Annotated in this window: 16 protein-coding genes; 6 read left to right on the forward strand and 10 right to left on the reverse strand. The window is 59.9% G+C overall.

Annotated features, from left to right (window positions below; translation table 11 throughout):
• Positions 1-10: 10 nt before the first annotated feature.
• The 5 genes from QCE79_RS35895 to QCE79_RS35915 form a co-directional block, all read right to left on the reverse strand.
• Positions 11-856, reverse strand: coding sequence for a nitrilase-related carbon-nitrogen hydrolase (locus QCE79_RS35895; RefSeq protein WP_244831419.1), 846 nt, complete (start codon positions 854-856; stop codon positions 11-13).
• Positions 857-866: 10 nt separating this feature from the next.
• Positions 867-1,709: a glycine betaine ABC transporter substrate-binding protein gene (locus QCE79_RS35900; RefSeq protein ID WP_244831948.1), complete on the reverse strand. Its 843-nt coding sequence runs from the start codon at positions 1,707-1,709 to the stop codon at positions 867-869.
• A gap of 100 nt (positions 1,710-1,809) precedes the next feature.
• On the reverse strand, positions 1,810-2,532 hold the full coding sequence (locus QCE79_RS35905; protein WP_250495298.1) for an ABC transporter permease: 723 nt from the start codon (positions 2,530-2,532) through the stop codon (positions 1,810-1,812).
• Positions 2,529-3,758 carry an ABC transporter ATP-binding protein gene (locus tag QCE79_RS35910; RefSeq protein ID WP_309853014.1) on the reverse strand — a complete coding sequence of 410 codons (1,230 nt, stop codon included), beginning with the start codon at positions 3,756-3,758 and terminating at the stop codon, positions 2,529-2,531. Before QCE79_RS35910 ends, QCE79_RS35905 begins: the two co-directional genes overlap by 4 nt.
• A complete protein-coding gene (locus tag QCE79_RS35915; RefSeq protein WP_244831416.1) occupies positions 3,755-4,504 on the reverse strand; it encodes an ABC transporter permease in 750 nt (249 codons plus the stop codon). The genes QCE79_RS35910 and QCE79_RS35915 overlap by 4 nt, the downstream gene beginning before the upstream one ends.
• A 264-nt stretch (positions 4,505-4,768) precedes the next feature.
• On the opposite strand from QCE79_RS35915, the gene QCE79_RS35920 reads away from it, so the two are divergent.
• Both QCE79_RS35920 and hutG read left to right on the forward strand, forming a co-directional pair.
• Positions 4,769-5,737 (forward strand): LysR family transcriptional regulator, encoded by a 969-nt coding sequence (locus QCE79_RS35920; protein ID WP_309853017.1) that lies wholly within the window; start codon positions 4,769-4,771, stop codon positions 5,735-5,737.
• Positions 5,738-5,779: 42 nt separating this feature from the next.
• Positions 5,780-6,592 carry an N-formylglutamate deformylase gene (gene hutG / locus QCE79_RS35925; protein WP_309853020.1) on the forward strand — a complete coding sequence of 271 codons (813 nt, stop codon included), beginning with the start codon at positions 5,780-5,782 and terminating at the stop codon, positions 6,590-6,592.
• A 432-nt stretch (positions 6,593-7,024) separates the two neighbouring features.
• On the opposite strand, the gene QCE79_RS35930 is transcribed toward hutG, so the two are convergent.
• The 3 genes from QCE79_RS35930 to QCE79_RS35940 all read right to left on the reverse strand — a co-directional run bounded on the left by QCE79_RS35930 (position 7,025) and on the right by QCE79_RS35940 (position 10,889).
• Positions 7,025-8,647, reverse strand: coding sequence for a DUF1254 domain-containing protein (locus QCE79_RS35930; RefSeq protein ID WP_309853023.1), 1,623 nt, complete (start codon positions 8,645-8,647; stop codon positions 7,025-7,027).
• Positions 8,648-8,835: 188 nt separating this feature from the next.
• A complete protein-coding gene (locus QCE79_RS35935) occupies positions 8,836-10,173 on the reverse strand; it encodes a DUF1254 domain-containing protein (protein WP_309853027.1) in 1,338 nt (445 codons plus the stop codon).
• A 71-nt stretch (positions 10,174-10,244) separates the two neighbouring features.
• Entirely contained in the window at positions 10,245-10,889 is a 645-nt protein-coding gene (locus QCE79_RS35940; RefSeq protein ID WP_309853029.1) for a hypothetical protein, read from the reverse strand.
• A 493-nt stretch (positions 10,890-11,382) separates the two neighbouring features.
• Here QCE79_RS35940 and QCE79_RS35945 point away from each other — a divergent pair, with 493 nt between their 5' ends.
• Complete coding sequence (locus QCE79_RS35945; protein ID WP_309853031.1) at positions 11,383-11,763, forward strand: penicillin acylase family protein; 381 nt, start codon at positions 11,383-11,385, stop codon at positions 11,761-11,763.
• Positions 11,764-11,770: 7 nt separating this feature from the next.
• Here the strand turns inward: QCE79_RS35945 and QCE79_RS35950 are convergent, their stop codons facing one another.
• Complete coding sequence (locus QCE79_RS35950) at positions 11,771-12,412, reverse strand: 4'-phosphopantetheinyl transferase superfamily protein (protein WP_309853034.1); 642 nt, start codon at positions 12,410-12,412, stop codon at positions 11,771-11,773.
• Between the two features lie 507 nt (positions 12,413-12,919).
• Positions 12,920-14,203, reverse strand: coding sequence for a cystathionine gamma-synthase family protein (locus QCE79_RS35955; protein ID WP_309853036.1), 1,284 nt, complete (start codon positions 14,201-14,203; stop codon positions 12,920-12,922).
• Between the two features lie 362 nt (positions 14,204-14,565).
• On the opposite strand from QCE79_RS35955, the gene QCE79_RS35960 reads away from it, so the two are divergent.
• From QCE79_RS35960 to QCE79_RS35970, 3 genes are all read left to right on the forward strand, one after another.
• Positions 14,566-15,351, forward strand: a complete 786-nt coding sequence (locus tag QCE79_RS35960; protein WP_244831408.1) for an iron-containing redox enzyme family protein — start codon at positions 14,566-14,568, stop codon at positions 15,349-15,351.
• A gap of 187 nt (positions 15,352-15,538) precedes the next feature.
• The gene (locus QCE79_RS35965; protein WP_309853039.1) at positions 15,539-16,384 is read left to right on the forward strand and encodes an aspartyl/asparaginyl beta-hydroxylase domain-containing protein; all 846 of its coding nucleotides are present in this window, start codon (positions 15,539-15,541) and stop codon (positions 16,382-16,384) included.
• On the forward strand, positions 16,368-17,522 hold the full coding sequence (locus tag QCE79_RS35970) for a hypothetical protein (RefSeq protein ID WP_309853042.1): 1,155 nt from the start codon (positions 16,368-16,370) through the stop codon (positions 17,520-17,522). Before QCE79_RS35965 ends, QCE79_RS35970 begins: the two co-directional genes overlap by 17 nt.
• Positions 17,523-17,672 lie beyond the last annotated feature (150 nt).

The raw sequence follows: 17,672 nt of genomic DNA on the forward strand, positions 1-17,672 counted from the left end.
ACCAACGCGATCACGAAACCGACACGATGCCGCTTTCGAGTGCGTGGATGCCGCGGGCATCGCGCAGGGTCGGCAAGTCGAAGCGCGCGGCGCGCACGGCTTCGTAGTCGAGCGTCGCCACGACCAGTTCCTCACGTGCCGATTCGCTTTGCGCGAGCGTTTCGCCGCGCGGCCCGACGACGCGCGAGCCGCCCCAAAAGCGCAGGCCGTTTTCATGGCCGACGCGATTGGCGAACACGACAGGCAGACCGTAGACGAGTGCGTGGGCACGCAGCACCGTGTCCCAGCCGCGTGGATTGTCGAAGGCGTCGCCCACGGCTTCGACCGCCGAACTCACAGGCGCCGCGCATAGCGTCGCGCCGTCGCAGGCAAGCCGATGCATCACCGCCGGGCTCCACAAATCCGCGCACACGGGCGTGGCGATCTGCCAGCGCGGATCGGCGGGCAGCGTGAACTGGTCGAGCCGCGCGCCGTGTCCGTAGTGCTTGCCGTCGTCGAGCCGGCCGTAAGTGGCAAGCGCGATCTTGCGATGCACGTGCACCACGCGTCCCGCGTACAGTGTCGCGACGCTGTTGTAGAACTGCGCGCCCGCCGCTTCCTCGACGAAGCCAACCACGGCGGCAAGCGGCGAGCACGCTTCAGCCAGCTCGAGGAGCGCGGCGGCATTGCGTGGCAAGGCGAGCCTCAAGGCATCGGCGCCCGCACTGTGACCGGCAAGCGACAACTCGGGAAACACGAGCAACTGAACGCCGCGCCCGCGTGCTTCGTCGATAAACCGGCGATGCGCCGCCAGATTCGCGGCCAGATCGCCCGCGACGGTTTCGGTTTGCGCGGCGGCGACGATAAAAGGCTTCATCGGACGCGCGTCAGATCAGTCCGGCGGACTTGAGGAAAGTAGCCGACACCTCGTCGAGCGACTTCTTCTGGACGTCGACCTCGGCGTTGAGTCGCGCCATCGTTGCGTCGTCGAGTTTGGCCGACAGCGCGTTCAGGATGCCCGCGAGATTCGGATTCGCGTCGAGCGCCGCCTTGCGTGCGACCGGCGTAAGCGCGTAGGCGGGGAAGAAACTCTTGTCGTCACGCAGCACGATGAAGTTGAAAGCGGGCACGCGGCCATCGGTCGTGAAAACGAGCGCGGTGTCCACCTGACGGTCCTTCAGCGCCTGATAGGTGAGACCCGAATCCATCCGCTTGATCTGCGACGGACCGAAGCTGAAGCCGTATTCTTTTTGCAGCGGACGCAGGCCGTCCGGGCGCGCATAGAACTCGGAGTTACACGCGAAGGTCAGTTCCTTGCCGCTGTTGAGCACCTTGGCGAGGTCGCTCATGGTCGTGACGCCGAGCTTCTGCGCGACATCGCGGTTCATGGCGATGCCGTAGGTATCGTTCGCCTTCGACGGGTCGAGCCACACGAGACCTTTTTGCGCATCCAGTTCCTTGACGCGCGCATAAGTTTGCTGCGGGTCGAGCTTGTCGGTCACCTTGTTGTAGGTGATGAGCGAAGTGCCGGTGTATTCCCAGTACACGTCCACCTGACCGTTTTCCTGCGCCTGACGCAGCACCGTGCTGCCCATGCCGTCTTTCTTGACGACCGTGAAACCCTTCGCCTTGAGCAGTTGCGTGGTCATTTCCGCCAGCAGCACTTGTTCGGTGAAGTTCTTGCCGCCGACCGTGACGGTTGGCGCAGCCTGCGCGGCCTGCAGGGCCATCGTTCCGAGGGCAAGCGTGAACAGGGATGCGCCGAAAAGACGCGACCACAGTTTGCGTGACAGCAAAGGCTTGAGCATGAGCTTCGTTATCCAGGAAAGTTCAGCGTTGAGGACTGACGCCGCGCGGCACGAGCCAGTGCTGCATCTGCGCGACGAACAGGTCGGTTGCCACCGCGAGCAGGGCGGTCGGGATGGCGCCGGCAAGCAGCATCGTGAAATCGTTGAGGTCGATGCCCGTGAAAATAAGCTCGCCGAGACCGCCGCCGCCGACGAGGAACGCGAGCGGTGCGGTGCCGACTGTGATGGCGAGCGCGGTGCGCACGCCCGCGAGAATCACGAACATGGCGTTGGGCAATTCCACCTTGAAGAGAATCTGCCGTTGCGTCATGCCGATGCCGTTCGCGGCCTCGATCAGCGCGGGCGGCACGGCGCGTATGCCTTCGTATGTATTCATCGCGATGGGCAGCAGCGTGGCGAGCCATAGCGCGAGAATCGCGGGCTTCGCGCCGATGCCGAGCACGCTCATGGCGAGCGCGAGAATGGCGAGCTTGGGCACGGCCTGGCCCGCGTTCAGCGTGAACATCACGAACTGCGCGGCCCGGCCGTTGTCGGGGCGACTCAGCCAGATGCCCGCGGGCACCGCAACCACGATAGCCGCGACGCCCGCGATCAGCACCATCAGCATCTGCTGGCCGGACTGATAGACGATGTCCGCGCGATACTGCCCGATCGATGCGAGCCAGTCGTCTGCATGCGCCGATGCGCTGGCCAACGCCATCATCGCGCCTAACGCAATACGCGAACCGTCGCGTCGATGGTTCATCGCGCGCCTCCGAATGCGAGTTCGGGATGCGCCCCGTCATCGCGCGATGCATCGCCTGCTTTCGCCGCGTCGCCAGCGGACGAGGCCAAGCCGCCTTCGGGCAATGCCGCGCCGGACACGCACGCCGCGCGCGCCATCAGCGCGATGCGTTCATACGTCACGTAGCCGATGAAGCGTCCGTCCGCGTCGACGCCCGGCAGCCATGACGCGCCGTGCGCGAGCAGCATCGACATGACCGCGCGCAGGTCGTCGCCCGCGCGCACCACGCCCGGCAGCGCGCGCAGACTCGGCGCTTCGAGCGTGGCGCCGCTGGCGTCGAGCTCGGCCGCGCCGACGTGGCCGGCCGGTCTGCCGTGGGCGTCGAGCACGACCAGTGCGTCGGCCACGTGATCGCGCAAGAGCGCGCGGGCATCGGCGCTCGGGTAGCCGAGCCGCGCGACGCGCGCCGGTTCCAGCGCCGCATCGACGGCGCGCATCAGGCGCAGACGCTTGAGCGCCCGGTCAGTGCCCACGAAATCGGCGATGAACGCGCTCGCGGGACGCGCCAGCAGTTCATCCGGGCTCGCCAGTTGTTCGAGCTTGCCGTTGCGGAAGATCGCGACCTTGTCGCCCATTTTCATGGCTTCGTCGATGTCGTGGCTGACGAACATCACGGTCTTCTTCAGGGTCGTCTGAATACGGCGGAATTCGTCCTGAATCGACGCGCGATTGATCGGATCGATGGCGCCGAACGGTTCGTCCATCAGCATCACCGGCGGATCGGCGGCGAGCGCGCGCGCCACGCCCACGCGCTGCTGTTGCCCGCCCGACAGGTCGCGCGGATAACATCGCATGTAGATGGCCGGATCGAGCGTGACCATCTCCAACAGCTTTTCGGTGCGCTCGCGGATGCGCGTTTTGTCCCAGCCGAGCATCTTCGGCACGATACCGATGTTCTCGGCGACCGTCATGTTCGGGAACAGGCCGACTTGCTGAATCGCATAGCCGATGCGCCGCCGCAACTCGACGATATCGAAGCCCGCCGTATCCGCGCCGCCGATCAGAATCTGCCCTGACGTGGGCTGCACGAGCCGGTTGATCATCTTGAGCGTCGTCGTCTTGCCGCAACCGGACGGCCCGAGCAGCACGCAGAGTTCGCCTTCGCCGATCGTCATCGACACGTCGTCGACGACCGGCTTTTCGCCGCGCTTTTCGAATCGCTTCGTCAGATGTCGAAGATCGATCATCGTCCCTCCGCTGTGGATGAAATCGGCGTCGCGGCCGTCGCGGCCGTCACCAGCGGCCCGCGCGTCGCGTTGCGGCGCCAGAAGAAGCGCGCCTGGCGCGGCCGCATGCCTTCCGGCGTCAGGCGCCATTGCAGCGCGCCCAGGCCGAGGTCGGCGAGGATCGCGAGCAGCGCGACGATCACCGCGCCCGCGATCAACTGGCGCGGATCGGATTGCGAAATGCCCCGGCTGATCAGCCGCCCGAGCCCGCCCGCGCCGATATAGGTGGCAATCGCCGCAATGCCTATATTCATGACCACCGCCATGCGTACGCCCGCCATGATGATCGGCACGGCAATCGGCATCTCCACGCGGTAGAGCCGCTGCCACGCGGTCATCCCCATGCCGTTGGCGGCTTCGCGCAGCGCGGGATCGAGATTGCGGATCGCGGCGTAGGTGTTGCGCACGATCGGCAATTGCGCATACAGAAAGAGCGCGATGGCGGCAGGCAGAAAGCCGATGCCCTGTCCGATCAGCGAGAGCACCGGAATCAGCAAGCCGAAGAGCGCGATGGATGGGATCGTCATGAGCATCGCGGCGGCGTACAACACCACGCGCGCGAGCCGCTCGTTGAGCGTGATGACGATGCCGAGCGCGACGCCCGTCACGATGGCGCAGCCGACGCCGGCAAGCACCAGCAACACGTGATCGACCAGCATGGAAGCGATCGACGCCGCGTTGCTCCAGATAAAAACCAGTGTCTCCACTGCGGCCTCCCGCGCCTCGATGCCCGTGACGAATGAATGTACCGGTCCAAAATAGCCGGAACCGGCACAAACTCGACGTCTACTGTCATCAATGCGACACGGGCCCCGATCTCGACAAACGACGCACGATCATTTTGCATAAGGCACACTTATGGTCCATGCGGGCGTTTGCGCGAGACGCGCGGCTTCCAGCCCAGTGCGTGCAACATGAGCGCCGCACGGCGGGACTTGGCCGGGCGCGTGCCTGCAAACCACGGAAACGCGATGAGACGCACCCCACCACCTATCGATCTACGCGCATTGCAGGCCTTCGTCGCCGTTTGCGAGACCGGTTCGATGACGGCAGCCGCGAAACATCTGGGCGTGAGCCAAAGCGCGGTGAGCCAGTCGATTGCGTCGCTCGAGCGCGAGCAGGGCGCTGGCTTGTTCGATCGCGACAGCCGCCCGCCGCGTCCGAATCTGGCGGGACGCGCGCTGCTCGAACTCGCCGGGCCGCTGCTCGACCATGCGCAAATGGTGAGCACGCGTATCGGCGATGCGTCGCTGGCGGGAGCGCTGCCCCTGCGGCTTGGCTGCGTCGATTCCTTCGCGGCGACGGTCGGCCCCGAACTCATTCGCGCGATGTCCGGCTCCGCGCGGCAGATTGCCTTGTGGTCGGGACTCACGCCGGGCCTGTCCGACCAGATGCACGCGCGCGAGGTCGATATCGCGGTCTGTACGCAAACGGTGCTGAACGACAGCCGTATCGTCGAGATGCCGTTGTTTTCGGAAGCGTTCGTGGCCGTCGTGTCGCGACGCTGGCTCGATGAGCGCCAAGGAGCGTCGTCATGGCGGCAGCTTGCAACGGAACTGCCGTTGATCCGCTATACGGCGCGCTCGGTGATCGGCCAGCAGGTGGAGCGCTTCGCGCGGCATCTGGGTATCGAAAGTCCGCGCCGCTACGAGTTCGATGCGACCGATCCGCTCCTGAGCCTCGTCGCCGCGAAACTCGGCTTCGCCATCTCGACACCGCTGTGTCTCTGGCAAGCGCGGCATTATCTGGATGAAATCGCCGTGCTGCCTCTGCCCGCGAGCCGGCTTGGGCGACGCGAGTTCTTTCTGCTGCATCGACAAGGCGAATGGAGCGATTTCGTCGATGAAACCGCCGTGCTTACACGCCGCGTGCTCGACCATCTGATTCGTCCCGCGCTCAAGCGCGCCTTGCCAACATTGCGGGACGACGCGTTGCTTTGAATGATCTGCTCTCAACCTCGATTACCCTTCGCTACTCACGCCATGAACGAAATTTTCACCCTGACTCGCGGCGATGCGCCGCTCCTGCTGTCGATTCCGCACCTCGGCACGATCATCCCCGACGACCTGCGCGGCCAATACACGGACATTGCGCTGACGGTCGCCGATACCGACTGGCATCTCGACCGCCTCTACGCGTTCGCGCGTGAACTCGGCGCGACCGTGCTCGGCGCGCGCCTGTCGCGTTATGTGATCGACCTGAACCGGCCGTCTTCGGACGAAAGCCTCTATCCGGGGCAGACCACGACGGGCTTGTGCCCGGACCTGACGTTTCGCGGCGAGCCGGTTTATCGCGAAGGCTGCGTGCCCGACGCCGCCGAAAGGCAGCGCCGCGTCGCGGCTTACTGGAAGCCGTATCACGACACCATCGCCGGCGAACTCGCGCGCCTGCGCGAGAAGCATGCAAACGTGCTGTTGTGGGAAGCGCATTCGATCGCAAGCGTATTGCCGCGTCTGTTCGAGGGCAAGCTGCCGGATCTAAACATCGGTACGCAGGACGGGCGGACGGCAGCGCCGCCGGTGTTGCAGGCGGTCGCCGACGGGGCTGCGGAGAGCGGCTATACGTGGATCGCCAATGGCCGCTTCAAGGGCGGTTTCATCACGCGGCACTTCGGCGCGCCGGAGAAGGGCGTTCATGCCGTGCAGCTGGAGATGTGTCAGAGCACGTATATGGACGAGACGCCTCCGTTCGACTATGCGCCAGCGCGTGCCGATGCCGTACAGGCGGTGGTCGAGCGGATGGTTCGGGGGGCCGTGAAAGCGGTGGCTGGGATATCGTCAACGACTGGTGGATGACGAACTCGTTGGAGCATCGAGCGGGCATGCGTCAACGCAAAAGCCCAGCAGCCTTCAAGGCCGCCGGGCTTAATTCAAGTCATTGGATTGCCATCGCGGTCGCCTTTACGGATTGTTCGGTTTTCGCCGCGGCTTCGGGGTTGAGCGCTTGCGGTGCGATGTCGAGCCTTACGTGGTCGAGTTGAAACACTGACATCGCTACGCGTGCTGCGAATAGTCACGCGTGGCTTCGGGGTTGAGCGTCAGCGTTTTGCACCTCCAGCCGCGTCGCCTTCACTATGTCGCTCGCGGGTCGTCCGGCGCGAATCAGGTCCGACAGCACGCGCAGATAAGGCGCGACGTGCGAAAAGAACCTGTACTACCCATCGCATGGAAAATTCAGACCGGCTTCGCCGTCGCGCGTCACGGCAAAGCAAATGAGATTCTTTTGTTCTAGGGTGCTTGCCGAAGCTCTGGTGTGTGCCACTGATCATTTAGAAGCTCAGGCTTGGGCCAGTAATACCGCATTGTCACCATGAAAGGGCCGGCCGGCGAGGGTAGCCAGTTTGCCTCCTTGGCCTTGCCGGGTGATGTGCTTTGGACGTAGATCGTCGTACCACCATCGCGATCGGTTTTCAACGAAGGCAGCATCGGAGAATTGATCAAGTAGCGATCGATGGAGTTCTTCACCAGCAACTGGCTTGGCAAGGCATACATGGTCATCGACCAGAACGCATTGACGGGGGGCAGTTGGCCTTTCTCGAAGTGCAACGTATACCGATGCTTGCTGCCGTCAAGTGGCTGGCCGCTCGAATCCTTTTCGAGGATCGGATAGAGCGCCTCCTCCCGCGAATTCGCGCCGATACCAACCTGCGTACCTGTAGCCCGTGCAACATAGTCGTTCTTCAGGTACGCGCGTGTTCCGAATAACGTGTCAGTCTTCCCACCAAGGGACGCGCGCTTTGAGTCGATCTCTTTCTGACCGTCTTCCATTCCGGAGAGCAGCGCCGCTTTCTGTTCCTCGGAAAGCGCGCCGACGTCGAACGGTCGTCCCGGAACGATTCCAATCGTCGTGAACCGGCTTCGCAAGTCGCTCTCCGTTGGGTTGACTGGCGTGAACTGCAAGGCGAACGCGAGTTGGTTGAAGAACTCGAGCGACGTGTGCTGCATGTCAGGTCGTAATGGCTTGATCCATTGAATCGAGGGTGCCGAGGGCGGGGCCGCGCTACCAGCAAACGAAGAAAGAGTTTGCACCCGATAGCCTTCCTGGATGGTCTTGACGTTATCGAGATCGCCTGGGTTGAAGAGCTGGGTGCGGCCAACGACATTAACGAGCTCGGTTTCTGAGCGGATAACCTGCGTGATACCGGGCGGCGGCGCTTCCTTCCAGTTGGGTCCGGCAATCAAGAAATTGCCTCCACCATTACCAGTGGTGCGAGTGCCGATATAGGCAAAGTTGAAGGTATAAAGGTCCATCAGTTGGAACACGAAATAGCGTTTCGGCTCCATTGGCGGGATCGTGATGACAACCGGCTCGGCGCGAAGGTCGAGGCCGGCGAACGAGTAAGGTGTGTCCGAGTTCGGTGTGACGAAGGCAGTGTCGTCCGGCGTGAAAACCCGAGAGATATTCAGGATAGTGTTGAAAGGACCTTTGTACTGCGGGTTGCTTGAATCGATCGAAAACGCGTACATCGTCGTGTAGGTCGCGACCATGGGTGTTCCATAGATATACGCGTCCTTGGCGACGGCTCGAATTTCATTCGTACTGGCAGTAATCGCAAGCTTCGTTGGCGGCTGGGACGAATTGATCAAGTGAGTCGTGTGGCAGGCGGTTAGTGTCACTGCAATCAGTGCGGCCGCGATGGCTCGTTTGTTGTTTGCAGTCGCGCTGCGCCGTTGCAGCGCGCAGCACGACTCCATCGGCAAACTGGTCACGGCAGTCACAAGAGAGACGAGCTTACGTGCTCTTTTCATCGCGAAGCCCTTTTTCTTTGAAGTACGGTTCAATTCACAGCAGACGGCAACGTCGCTTACCTGAATGTCCTTCTCAAATGTCGCGCTCACCGAGAGTTGCACGAGATTCCCTTCGGAAGACGGCTTACTTGAAATTCGTCGACCCGTCGAAGCGACGCTGACACTGGCGTGACTTACTGTGCCCGATCGTGTGACCATCGGGCCAATGCCGAGAGCGTGCCACGTGCACCGCCGTGGGCTTCTTCACAGCACGCTCCCATAGTGTTGATCAACCGTTCAATCAGTCGAATTCAACGCTTCTGCGGAACCGGAAATTTCCACGTTCCATCAAAGACCGAAGGGCCTGGTCCGTAGATTCGCGCGATGACATCATAGGGGCCGTTCGGGGCTGGCAGCCAGTTCGATTCCTTGTCTGCTCCGGGCGAAGCGTGCTGTAGATAGATATCGAGCGAGCCATCGGCACCGTATTTGATGCCTTTGGTGCGGTCGCCGATCGAGTATCGCTTGATGGGATTCGCGACGAGGTGCCGGCCTGGCAAGTCGTACATTGTCATTGACCAGAAGAAGCGTGCAGGCGGCAGATCTTTCTTGTCGAAATGAACGACGTAAGGTTGCGAGCCCATCAATTGTTGGTGATCGGCACCCAGTCGAGTGCCGACATACACCGCCTCTTCCTTGGTGTTGCCGTAAATTCCCATCGCGGCAGCCACGGCGCGCGTCAGATAGTTTCCCTTAAGGTCGTCCCGCGTGCCGAAGAGGTCATAGGAACTGGTCGTGTGCTTCATGGCATCGTCGAGCGCGGCTTTTCCATCCGCGACGCCCGCCACGATGCTCTGCTTCATGTCCGGCGACAAGGCAGATGCGTCGAAACGCCGGCCCGGCGCAATGCCAATCTTGGCGAAGCGCCGCATGAGTTCCGCTTCGGACGGTGCGGGCGGTTGCGTGAACTGCAGCAAGAAATTCAGATAGGCGATGAAGTCGATAGACGTTGCCTTCGCCTCGTTCCATACCGGAAAGTTCAGCTTAGGCGCTGCAGCGGGAGCATGATCATGTTCAAACGCAGAGAGCGGCGTGACCCGGTATCCTTTCTGCACGGCCTGCATGCTCTTAACGTCCTCAGGACCGTTCAGGGCGGTACGGCCGAGCGTTAAGATAAAGTCCGTCTCCGAACGAAACACCTTGTCAACACCCTTTGGCGTTTCGCCATGCCAGTTCGGCCCTGCAAAAAGATAATGACCCGCGCCATTGCCCGTGGTTCGCGAGCCGACATATGCAAAGTTGTACGTGAAAAGGTCGATCCACTGGAACACGTAGTAGCGCTCGTCAGGGACACGCGGCACGGTCAGCACCCAAGGTTCCCGTCGCAAATCGAGCCACGCCCAGGAATAAGGCGTGTCGTTGTTGGGCGTGACAATGTCCTTGTTCTCGGGACTATAGGGCTGCGAGTAATTGCGAAATTTGCCGAAGCCGCCTACATAGCTCTTCGACTTGGGATCGACCGCTTGCTCATACATTGTTTTGTAGTTGAACAGCATCGGGTAGGCGTAGATGAACGCATCCTTGGCGATGCCGCGCGCCTCCTCCGGACTGACCGTATCTTGCGAGTAAGCGCCGGGCGCGAGAAACAACAGGCTCAGCGCAATCGTCCCGAAACGAGTGATGACTCGATGCATGGCGTCTCGTCCTTTGACGTTGCCGTCTATCTTCCGAAAGTCATATTGAGTCCCGCGAAAATTTGCCAGCGCGGAACACCTGCGCCCGAGTGAGCAACGGAATATTGAGGTTCGACGAACGCGTTGTAGATAGTCGATCCGCCTTTCCACGCCTTTCCGGCACCCAGGCCAACTGGGATGTAGTAGCTGCCGTGCTGAAGATCGAAGGTCCAGATTCCCGTCGACCGGATATACCAACCATCGGGAAGATTGAAAATGCCGAACGGCTCCGCCGTCAATGACTGAACCGTCGGCCGGCTGCTCTGTCCGGCGAATGAATGCTGCCACTGAACCAACGCACCGATGAGCCGGGCTTTATTCGCGTTCACCACGACCGCCGCGAGCCCGGCCTGCCACTTGCCGCTTCCGAGGCTCGGGTCGGTCGCTGTCGGCAAAGTGATGAGCGGGCCAATGCCGATCTGCGTCTGTCCCTGACTGAGCAGAAAAATGTCGAAGAGATTGATGTCGCCTAGTCCGGTGTTGTAGCCGCCGGTTGGATCTGGCCTCGTGCTGAGCGGTGCCGTCAATCGAAAAATTTCAGGCACCGGCACGATGCTGTTGGGACCGACGGGAACGGTTGGTCTCAGCAGGAAGTCGTTGGTATGTGCGTGCGCGCCATGTACGCTCGGCACGTAATAGTCTTGAATGTTGAACGACGCCGCGAGATTGAGCAGGTTATTACTTTTGTTTGCGTCATCCGCGGAACTTTGGGCGCGCGACGCGTTACCGAAAAGCAGAAGCGAGGCCGCGACAATCGTGCTGATTGTGGATCGACATCCGGCCAGCAACGATCTCGTATATCGCTCACACATCAGCCGTCCTCACAAACAGCAGACACGTATCAGGGTCGCGCACACACGCTGAAAGCGTTCCCCGGCACTGGGAAACGACCAGCGCCGCGACCGGTTTTGGTGGCCCTACAAATGATAGATAACATTGTTGGAAGGGCAACGTCAAGATGATTGCCACCCTACGACAAACGTCGTGCAAGCGATATTCCGGACACGCGGCTTTATGCCGAAGCATTCGATCCTGCGCGTCCGCTCGCGACGCCTGCTGGCCTCAGAACGGATAACCCGGCGATCGCGCAGGCGCTCGCGGCGGCGGCGGTGGCGCTGAAGACGAATGGTTTCGCGTTCGATTCGACGCGCGGCGAAATGCTTTATGCGCTCGATGACAACACGAAAATCCCGCTCTACGGCGGTTGCGATTCCAAAGTTTATTTCCATGGTGGCGTGTCCGTCGCACGACCTCGATAAGCACGGCCTGCTGCTCGATCGCGATGCACAGGGCAATAACTATGTGCAGGTGGTCGGCTTCGGCGCAAATGGACCGCAGGCTGACACCTTACTCGCGCATTCCGAATCGGACGATCCGGCATCTCCGCGTTATCGCGATGGCACGAAGCGTTACGCGCGCAAGGAGTGGACGCGTTTTGCATTCACGGAACAGGATATCGATAAGTCGCCCGGGGTGGTCGAGACGGTTATGGGGGGCGCTGATTGAGGTTGTGCTATGACACGATCGATGCTGAAGACCACGCGACGGCGGCGACGTAGCCTGCCGGCGCATCGAGCGCCGCGGCGCGAATATCGCCCGCCGCGCTCGATACGGCGAAGCGGCCCTCTAGACAAGGCAGCACCGAAAAGCTGGTGAGACCGAACTGTGCGCTAACCAGGCCTTCGCCGCGTGCCTTCAACACCGATTCCTTGCCGCTCCAGCAAGCGAAAAAGCTTGCGCTGCGAGCAAGTTCGGGCAGTGCATCGAGAGCGCGCCGGTCGGCATCGGCAAAAACGGCGGACTGCAGTTCGAGCCAGTCGAGCGAAGACCGCGTCTCTTCGATATCCACGCCCACGCGCCGCGATGCCGATAAGGCGATCAGTCCATAAGCACCCGAATGCGAGACGTTGATATCCGGCGCGTGAGGCATTGCGAGAAAGGGTCGGCCATTCGCGTCGGTTTCGAGGACGAGGCCTGCGGGATCGGCATCCAGCGTGAGAGACAACACGTGTCGCAAGGCGGCGCGTACGGTGGCGAAGCGCGCGGCATCGGCCGGATGCCGGTAGCGACTCGCGCGTGCGAGTTCTTGGGCGTTCAAGACGCCGGCGGCCGCTTCCATCAGCGACGCGGTTACGTCGATTTCAACTAGCCACATGTAGACGTCGTCAGGGACATCGCGATGGAGCGGAAGCTTCGATAAGCATGGTTTCTGCATGGACGATAGTTCGATGCGTGTTGCGATTCTGATGTTGACGATCCACAAAAGGTCGCTCTTTCTGCGTCACGTCGCTTCCAACAAACGGTATTGCGCAACGCTTCAAAGAGCCGACGACCGAAGCAGACGCGGCGATCCGCAGCATCGGGGATGTGCCATCGCATTTTGCTTGAATGTTTGCGGGTGCGCATGGGAGGGTGCGTTGACTATTGCCAGCTTTCATAGCTGGCGACAGAAAGAAGCAATGGTTCTAATGACGGTTGACCCCCACTCTAAGCGACATTATAAAAATAATGTCCAATCGACTAAGACTTAGAAGACAGGTTTCTCGTGAATTACGTCGTATTTCATGAGCCAGTGAACCTGGCATTGTCCGCCTACATCTTCTCCGGCACAAATTGGATCGAGGCGCCCAAGTTCAAATGGATCATGAAGAACAACGAGCCCTCAGCATTGCTCTAAAGCATTCGACAGATCGGCGATCAAATCGTCAGGATGCTCCAGCCCCACTGACACACGAATGAGTCCTTCTGACACGCCCGCGGCGGCGCGTACTTCAACGGGAACACCAGAGTGTGTCGTCGATGCCGGGTGACAAATAAGCGACTCCGTGCCACCGAGACTCACGGCCGATTTAAACAAGCCGAGCCCGTTGATGAGCTTGAATGCTTGTTCGCGCCCGCCGTCGAGAACGAATGCGAATGTCGATCCCGGCCCGCTGCATTGACGTCGATACACCGTCTGATAAACCGGGTCGTCGATGAGTTCGGAATGCAGCACCTTGATCGGTGTGAAAGGGTTGTTTGCGAGCCATCGCGCGACGGCCGTGCCGCTCTGCGCTGCGCGCTCCATCCGCAAAACGAGGGTCTCCATCGAACGCGTGATCATCCAGCAGGAGTGCGGGTCGAGTTGTGATCCTAGCGTGCCGCGAATCGCGCGAACTCGCGTGATCAGAGGTTTGCTGCCGGTGACGCCTCCCGCAACGAGATCGCTATGCCCCCCGATGTACTTGGTCAGCGAATACACACTCAGGTCGATGCCTCGATTTACCGGTTGCTGAAACAACGGCCCGAGCAAAGTGTTGTCGCATACGGAAAGAGGGCGATAGCCATGCCGCGCTTCGAACGCATCGATTTCCTGACGCAGACCGTCGAGATCGAACAACGCGTTGGTCGGATTGGCCGGCGTTTCGACGTAACACATGCCGACACGGCCTTTCTTCGCTGCCGCTTCCAGTGCGGTGGAAATCGCTTCACGGGAAAGGCCATCGGCAATCACGTGCGAACGAATACCCCAGTCAGGAAGGAATTTGGAGATCAAAGTTTCGGTGCCGCCATAGAGCGGCGCGGACTGCACGACGCAATCGCCGGGTCGGAGGAACGCGAACAGGATCGCGGCAATCGCCGCCATGCCGCTAGACGTGACGGCGGCGGCTTCTGAGCCGTCCAACAGCGCGAGACGATCCTCGACAATCTCGAGATTGGGGTGATTGAAACGACTGTAGACGAGACCGGCGCTCTCTCCATCGGGCGAAGGCTTGCGCCCGGCGACCATATCGAAAAACGCCGCACCGTCTTCGGCCGTGCGGAACGCGAAAGTCGATGTGAGAAACACGGGTGGCTTGACTGAACCCTCCGAAAGAAACGGGTCGTAACCATACGACATCATTTGCGTTTCGGGATGCAGATCCTGATTGGCGATCTTGCGCTTGTGATAGTTGTGATAGGCCATTCGTCACTCCATGCAGGTCAGGAAGAATCGGTTCCGGCTCACATCGATCGCGCAGGGTCGCATGCACAGTGCTCCGCTCTCGGCGCGTCGATGCTCGGCCATGCTACTCCCGTCTGGATCGTGTTTAAGCTCGCAGGTCTCCATTGCCATTCGAATGCGCCGGGTATCGCGCGCCGTGAATCCGAGTCACGCAGCAATGTTCGAGCACTCCCATCATCAAGGCGTCTTCACGGTCATCAGAAACCGTCATCAACCTTATCAATAACTTTTGTTGGCGCTATGACAGGTTGGCGGTGGAAACTGCGCGTGTTGTCTAAGTCATTGAAAGTAAACGAATTTATTTGATTTAAAAGGAAACTGAGATGCTTGATCGCACGAGCGTTCGGGACGGGTCGGCACGTCTGTCGACAAAGAACTTCTCCGACGAACTAGAAGCATTAGCCCGATCCGCCATGTCGAGTGGAGCGCTCGATAACGACTTCTACTCTCTATGGACCCGTGAGCGCTTGAACGCACGGCAGATCGCAATCTTTGCGAGGAACTACGGGGAATTCAATCGCGCGTTCCCAGAAGTCTTGGCGGTGATGATAAGCAGCACGCGCAACGTGGTCGCGCAAGCGGAATACGCGAAGACGTTGTATTCGGAAATGGGATACGGCAATCCGGAGAAGGTCCACTCGATTCTCTTCGACGCTTGGTTGAGCGATCTCGGTCGCAAGATTGGAGAAGGTTCTCGTCTCGATTGGGCTTCGGTTCAACATGACTTGAAGGTTCTGCCGGAAACGCAGGCGCTCATCGAAGGAGAAAAGCGTCTTTATGGCGATGACAATGCAACTGCCGCTGGAGCACAACTGGCGCTCGAATGGCAGGCGTACACGATGCTCCGAAAACTCTATGACGGAGCTTTGGTCTACAAGGATCTATGGGAAGAAGAGGACGAGTTTCACGAGTCCTGCGAGTACTTTTACGCACACATTGGCGCTACAGAGAAAGAACACAAAGTCGAGTCCCTCAGCGCGGCGAAGCAATTCGTATCGGACACAGACGCGCTCACGAGATTAACCGCAGGCTTCAACACGCACCTGCAACTTTTCGAGCGCTTTTGGAATGCGGTCGCCCGCGAGATGATGTCCGTTAAAAGCCACTGACCCGGCAGTTCTTCAAAAAGTCCCGCCCACGCTCGCGCGCTTATCGCAGCAAAGATTCTTGCGACAAGGGCGCTCGCGCAGCTCCATTCAAACGCTCGTTGCGGTCGAGTTTTCATGCTCGACTGCTGGCTCAACTCGGCCTAAACAATCGATGAATTCGCGAATAATTGGTAAGTCGCACTTTATTATGGCTCCGTGCGAACTCAACGCAGTTCTTGCCTTTACCGATGACAACAAGCACTACAGCGAGTTTCACTTCGGAGACTGGAAGAGCTTCGTCATCTGGAATCAAACAGGAAGCGACGACGATGGCGTCGTGCTAGAACGCGGGTCATCGGTCAGGCCGACATCACGCGGGAATCTTCTCCCTGCGCTCAACGATTGGATAAGCGCGACGTTCGACACGTCGTTGCTTCGACTTGCTCGAATTCATTCGCTTGGCGACGGCGTGTTGGTTCCCCACAGAGATTTTGTGGAATTCGCGGCAGCGCCATGGACTCGTGTGCATGTACCGTTACTGACGAATCGTATCTGTCTGCATTCCGATGGCGACACGGTCTTTCGCATGCGTCCAGATGAGATCTGGTTTCTCGATGCATCGAATCTGCATTCGGCCATCAATTACTCGGCTGGGCGCCGCTTGAATCTTTGTCTCGACTTTGATTTGGGCAAGCTGCCCATCGAGAGCGTATTCAATGCCGGTGCGGGCTCAACCGGGCACGTCGTGAATCGACCCGAAGTCGTGCAGCGAATGCCTCTGGGTGATTCATTCCAGGAAGAGCTTCGTTCACTCGCCGCCACGCTCACTCTTGCAAACTTTCATCAGGCGGTTGGGCTTTTATCGAAAGTCCATTTCTTTCGGCAAGCGCATATCGCCGAGTTCTTCGAGTGGCTGCCTTACGTGGCGGAACATTCGCGCGACGCCTCGTTGCGATCGAAGGCAGATCGCTATGTTCGTTTTCTCCGCGACAAACGCAGCGTTGGCGAGCGCTTCACGCTGCAAGACGAGGTGCAAATTGGCCTCGACGCGTGAAAGTTATCAGGTATTTCCGTGGTGGACAGCCAGGTTCTGGACCTGGTTGACAGGAAAGCCGGCGCCCGGGCAAACACCTCTGTTCGAACCGACGCCGACGCTTTACGCCTTGAGTGCGGTGGCGACTTATGTGACGGGTCTCTCGCTTGCCGTCATTGCCTTCAGGACCGAAGGTCCGTGCTTCATTCTTGCGCTATCGTGCGGCTGGATCATGGCGGTGAATGGAGCGCGTCGCATGATCAGCACGGTCGCGCACCAGTGCATTCACGGTCGCTTTACAGGGATAGCTTCTCGTGATCTTTTCATCGCCGATCTTCTCGCAGTAATGACGCTGACACAGACCGCGGGTGACTATCGTGAAGAGCACTTCAACCAGCATCATCGGCCTGCCGTATTCACGACAATCAGCGATCCGGCTGGCGCCTTTCTATGGCGCGCTGGCTTTAAGTCTGGAATGTCGGTCGGGGCACTCTGGCTTAAGCTCTTCGTCACTCTGCTGTCGCCGCGATTCCACGCCTCGTTCTTCATGCATAGGCTCATGAGCCTGGTTCGAAATCTGCCACCGAAATTCAAGCTAATCGCTGCGGCTGGCGGTGCACTAGCGTGTTGGGGCGCAATTGAACTCTGCCCCGTAACAGCGCTGGTTTTCGGCCTGCTGTTTCCAATCGTTGTTCTTTACCAAATAAGCGTGCTGCTTGAATTTATCAGCGAGCACGCGTGGTTTGTGCCGGCGCAAAGGTGGGATCAGCCCAAGTACATCCATGCGACGCATTCGTGGGGGCGTTTTTGCGGACGAAGAACTCCTGAGCGGGACGAAAGGCATGTCGCGCTTTACGTTTTGTCCTGGATTGCATGGGCCGTCGAGCACGCGATTTACCATTTGCCAGTCCGTTTGTTTGTCATTCCCGGCGATCTATCGCAACACGATTTTCATCATCGAATGCCATCTACCTTGCGCTGGACTACCGCAACGTACGCACGAGAAGAAGACCTGAGATCGGGTGACTCACGTTGGCCTCCTTACCAGGAGTTCTGGGGTCTTCACAATGCGATCGCGCATGTCTTCAATGGAATGGCTAAGACAGCTTCGCATGTCGATGCCGGTACTTCAGACGCGGCGAGCGAAGCGGAAATCTGAAGCCGTATCAAGACGAGACCGCCGAAAAGCGTGTCTCGCCTAAAGGCTCACCGTACTGCGTCAGGACAAAGACGCATTTTCGTCACCGCGCGTAGGGCGAGTAAGCGCGATGAAGCCGTCAGCCCGGACATCCGCAGATGGCTTATCTCG

This window comes from Caballeronia sp. LZ003 (assembly GCF_031451465.1).
GTDB lineage: Bacteria > Pseudomonadota > Gammaproteobacteria > Burkholderiales > Burkholderiaceae > Caballeronia.

Coding starts and splice junctions, on each gene's coding strand:
- QCE79_RS35910 (WP_309853014.1), bottom strand. CDS start 3,758: ATGATCGATCTTCGACATCTGACGAAGCGATTCGAAAAGCGCGGCGAA.
- QCE79_RS35905 (WP_250495298.1), bottom strand. CDS start 2,532: ATGAACCATCGACGCGACGGTTCGCGTATTGCGTTAGGCGCGATGATG.
- QCE79_RS35900 (WP_244831948.1), bottom strand. CDS start 1,709: ATGGCCCTGCAGGCCGCGCAGGCTGCGCCAACCGTCACGGTCGGCGGC.
- QCE79_RS35955 (WP_309853036.1), bottom strand. CDS start 14,203: ATGGCCTATCACAACTATCACAAGCGCAAGATCGCCAATCAGGATCTG.
- QCE79_RS35920 (WP_309853017.1), top strand. CDS start 4,769: ATGAGACGCACCCCACCACCTATCGATCTACGCGCATTGCAGGCCTTC.
- QCE79_RS35945 (WP_309853031.1), top strand. CDS start 11,383: ATGGTTTCGCGTTCGATTCGACGCGCGGCGAAATGCTTTATGCGCTCG.
- QCE79_RS35950 (WP_309853034.1), bottom strand. CDS start 12,412: ATGTGGCTAGTTGAAATCGACGTAACCGCGTCGCTGATGGAAGCGGCC.
- QCE79_RS35960 (WP_244831408.1), top strand. CDS start 14,566: ATGCTTGATCGCACGAGCGTTCGGGACGGGTCGGCACGTCTGTCGACA.
- hutG (WP_309853020.1), top strand. CDS start 5,780: ATGAACGAAATTTTCACCCTGACTCGCGGCGATGCGCCGCTCCTGCTG.
- QCE79_RS35965 (WP_309853039.1), top strand. CDS start 15,539: ATGGCTCCGTGCGAACTCAACGCAGTTCTTGCCTTTACCGATGACAAC.
- QCE79_RS35895 (WP_244831419.1), bottom strand. CDS start 856: ATGAAGCCTTTTATCGTCGCCGCCGCGCAAACCGAAACCGTCGCGGGC.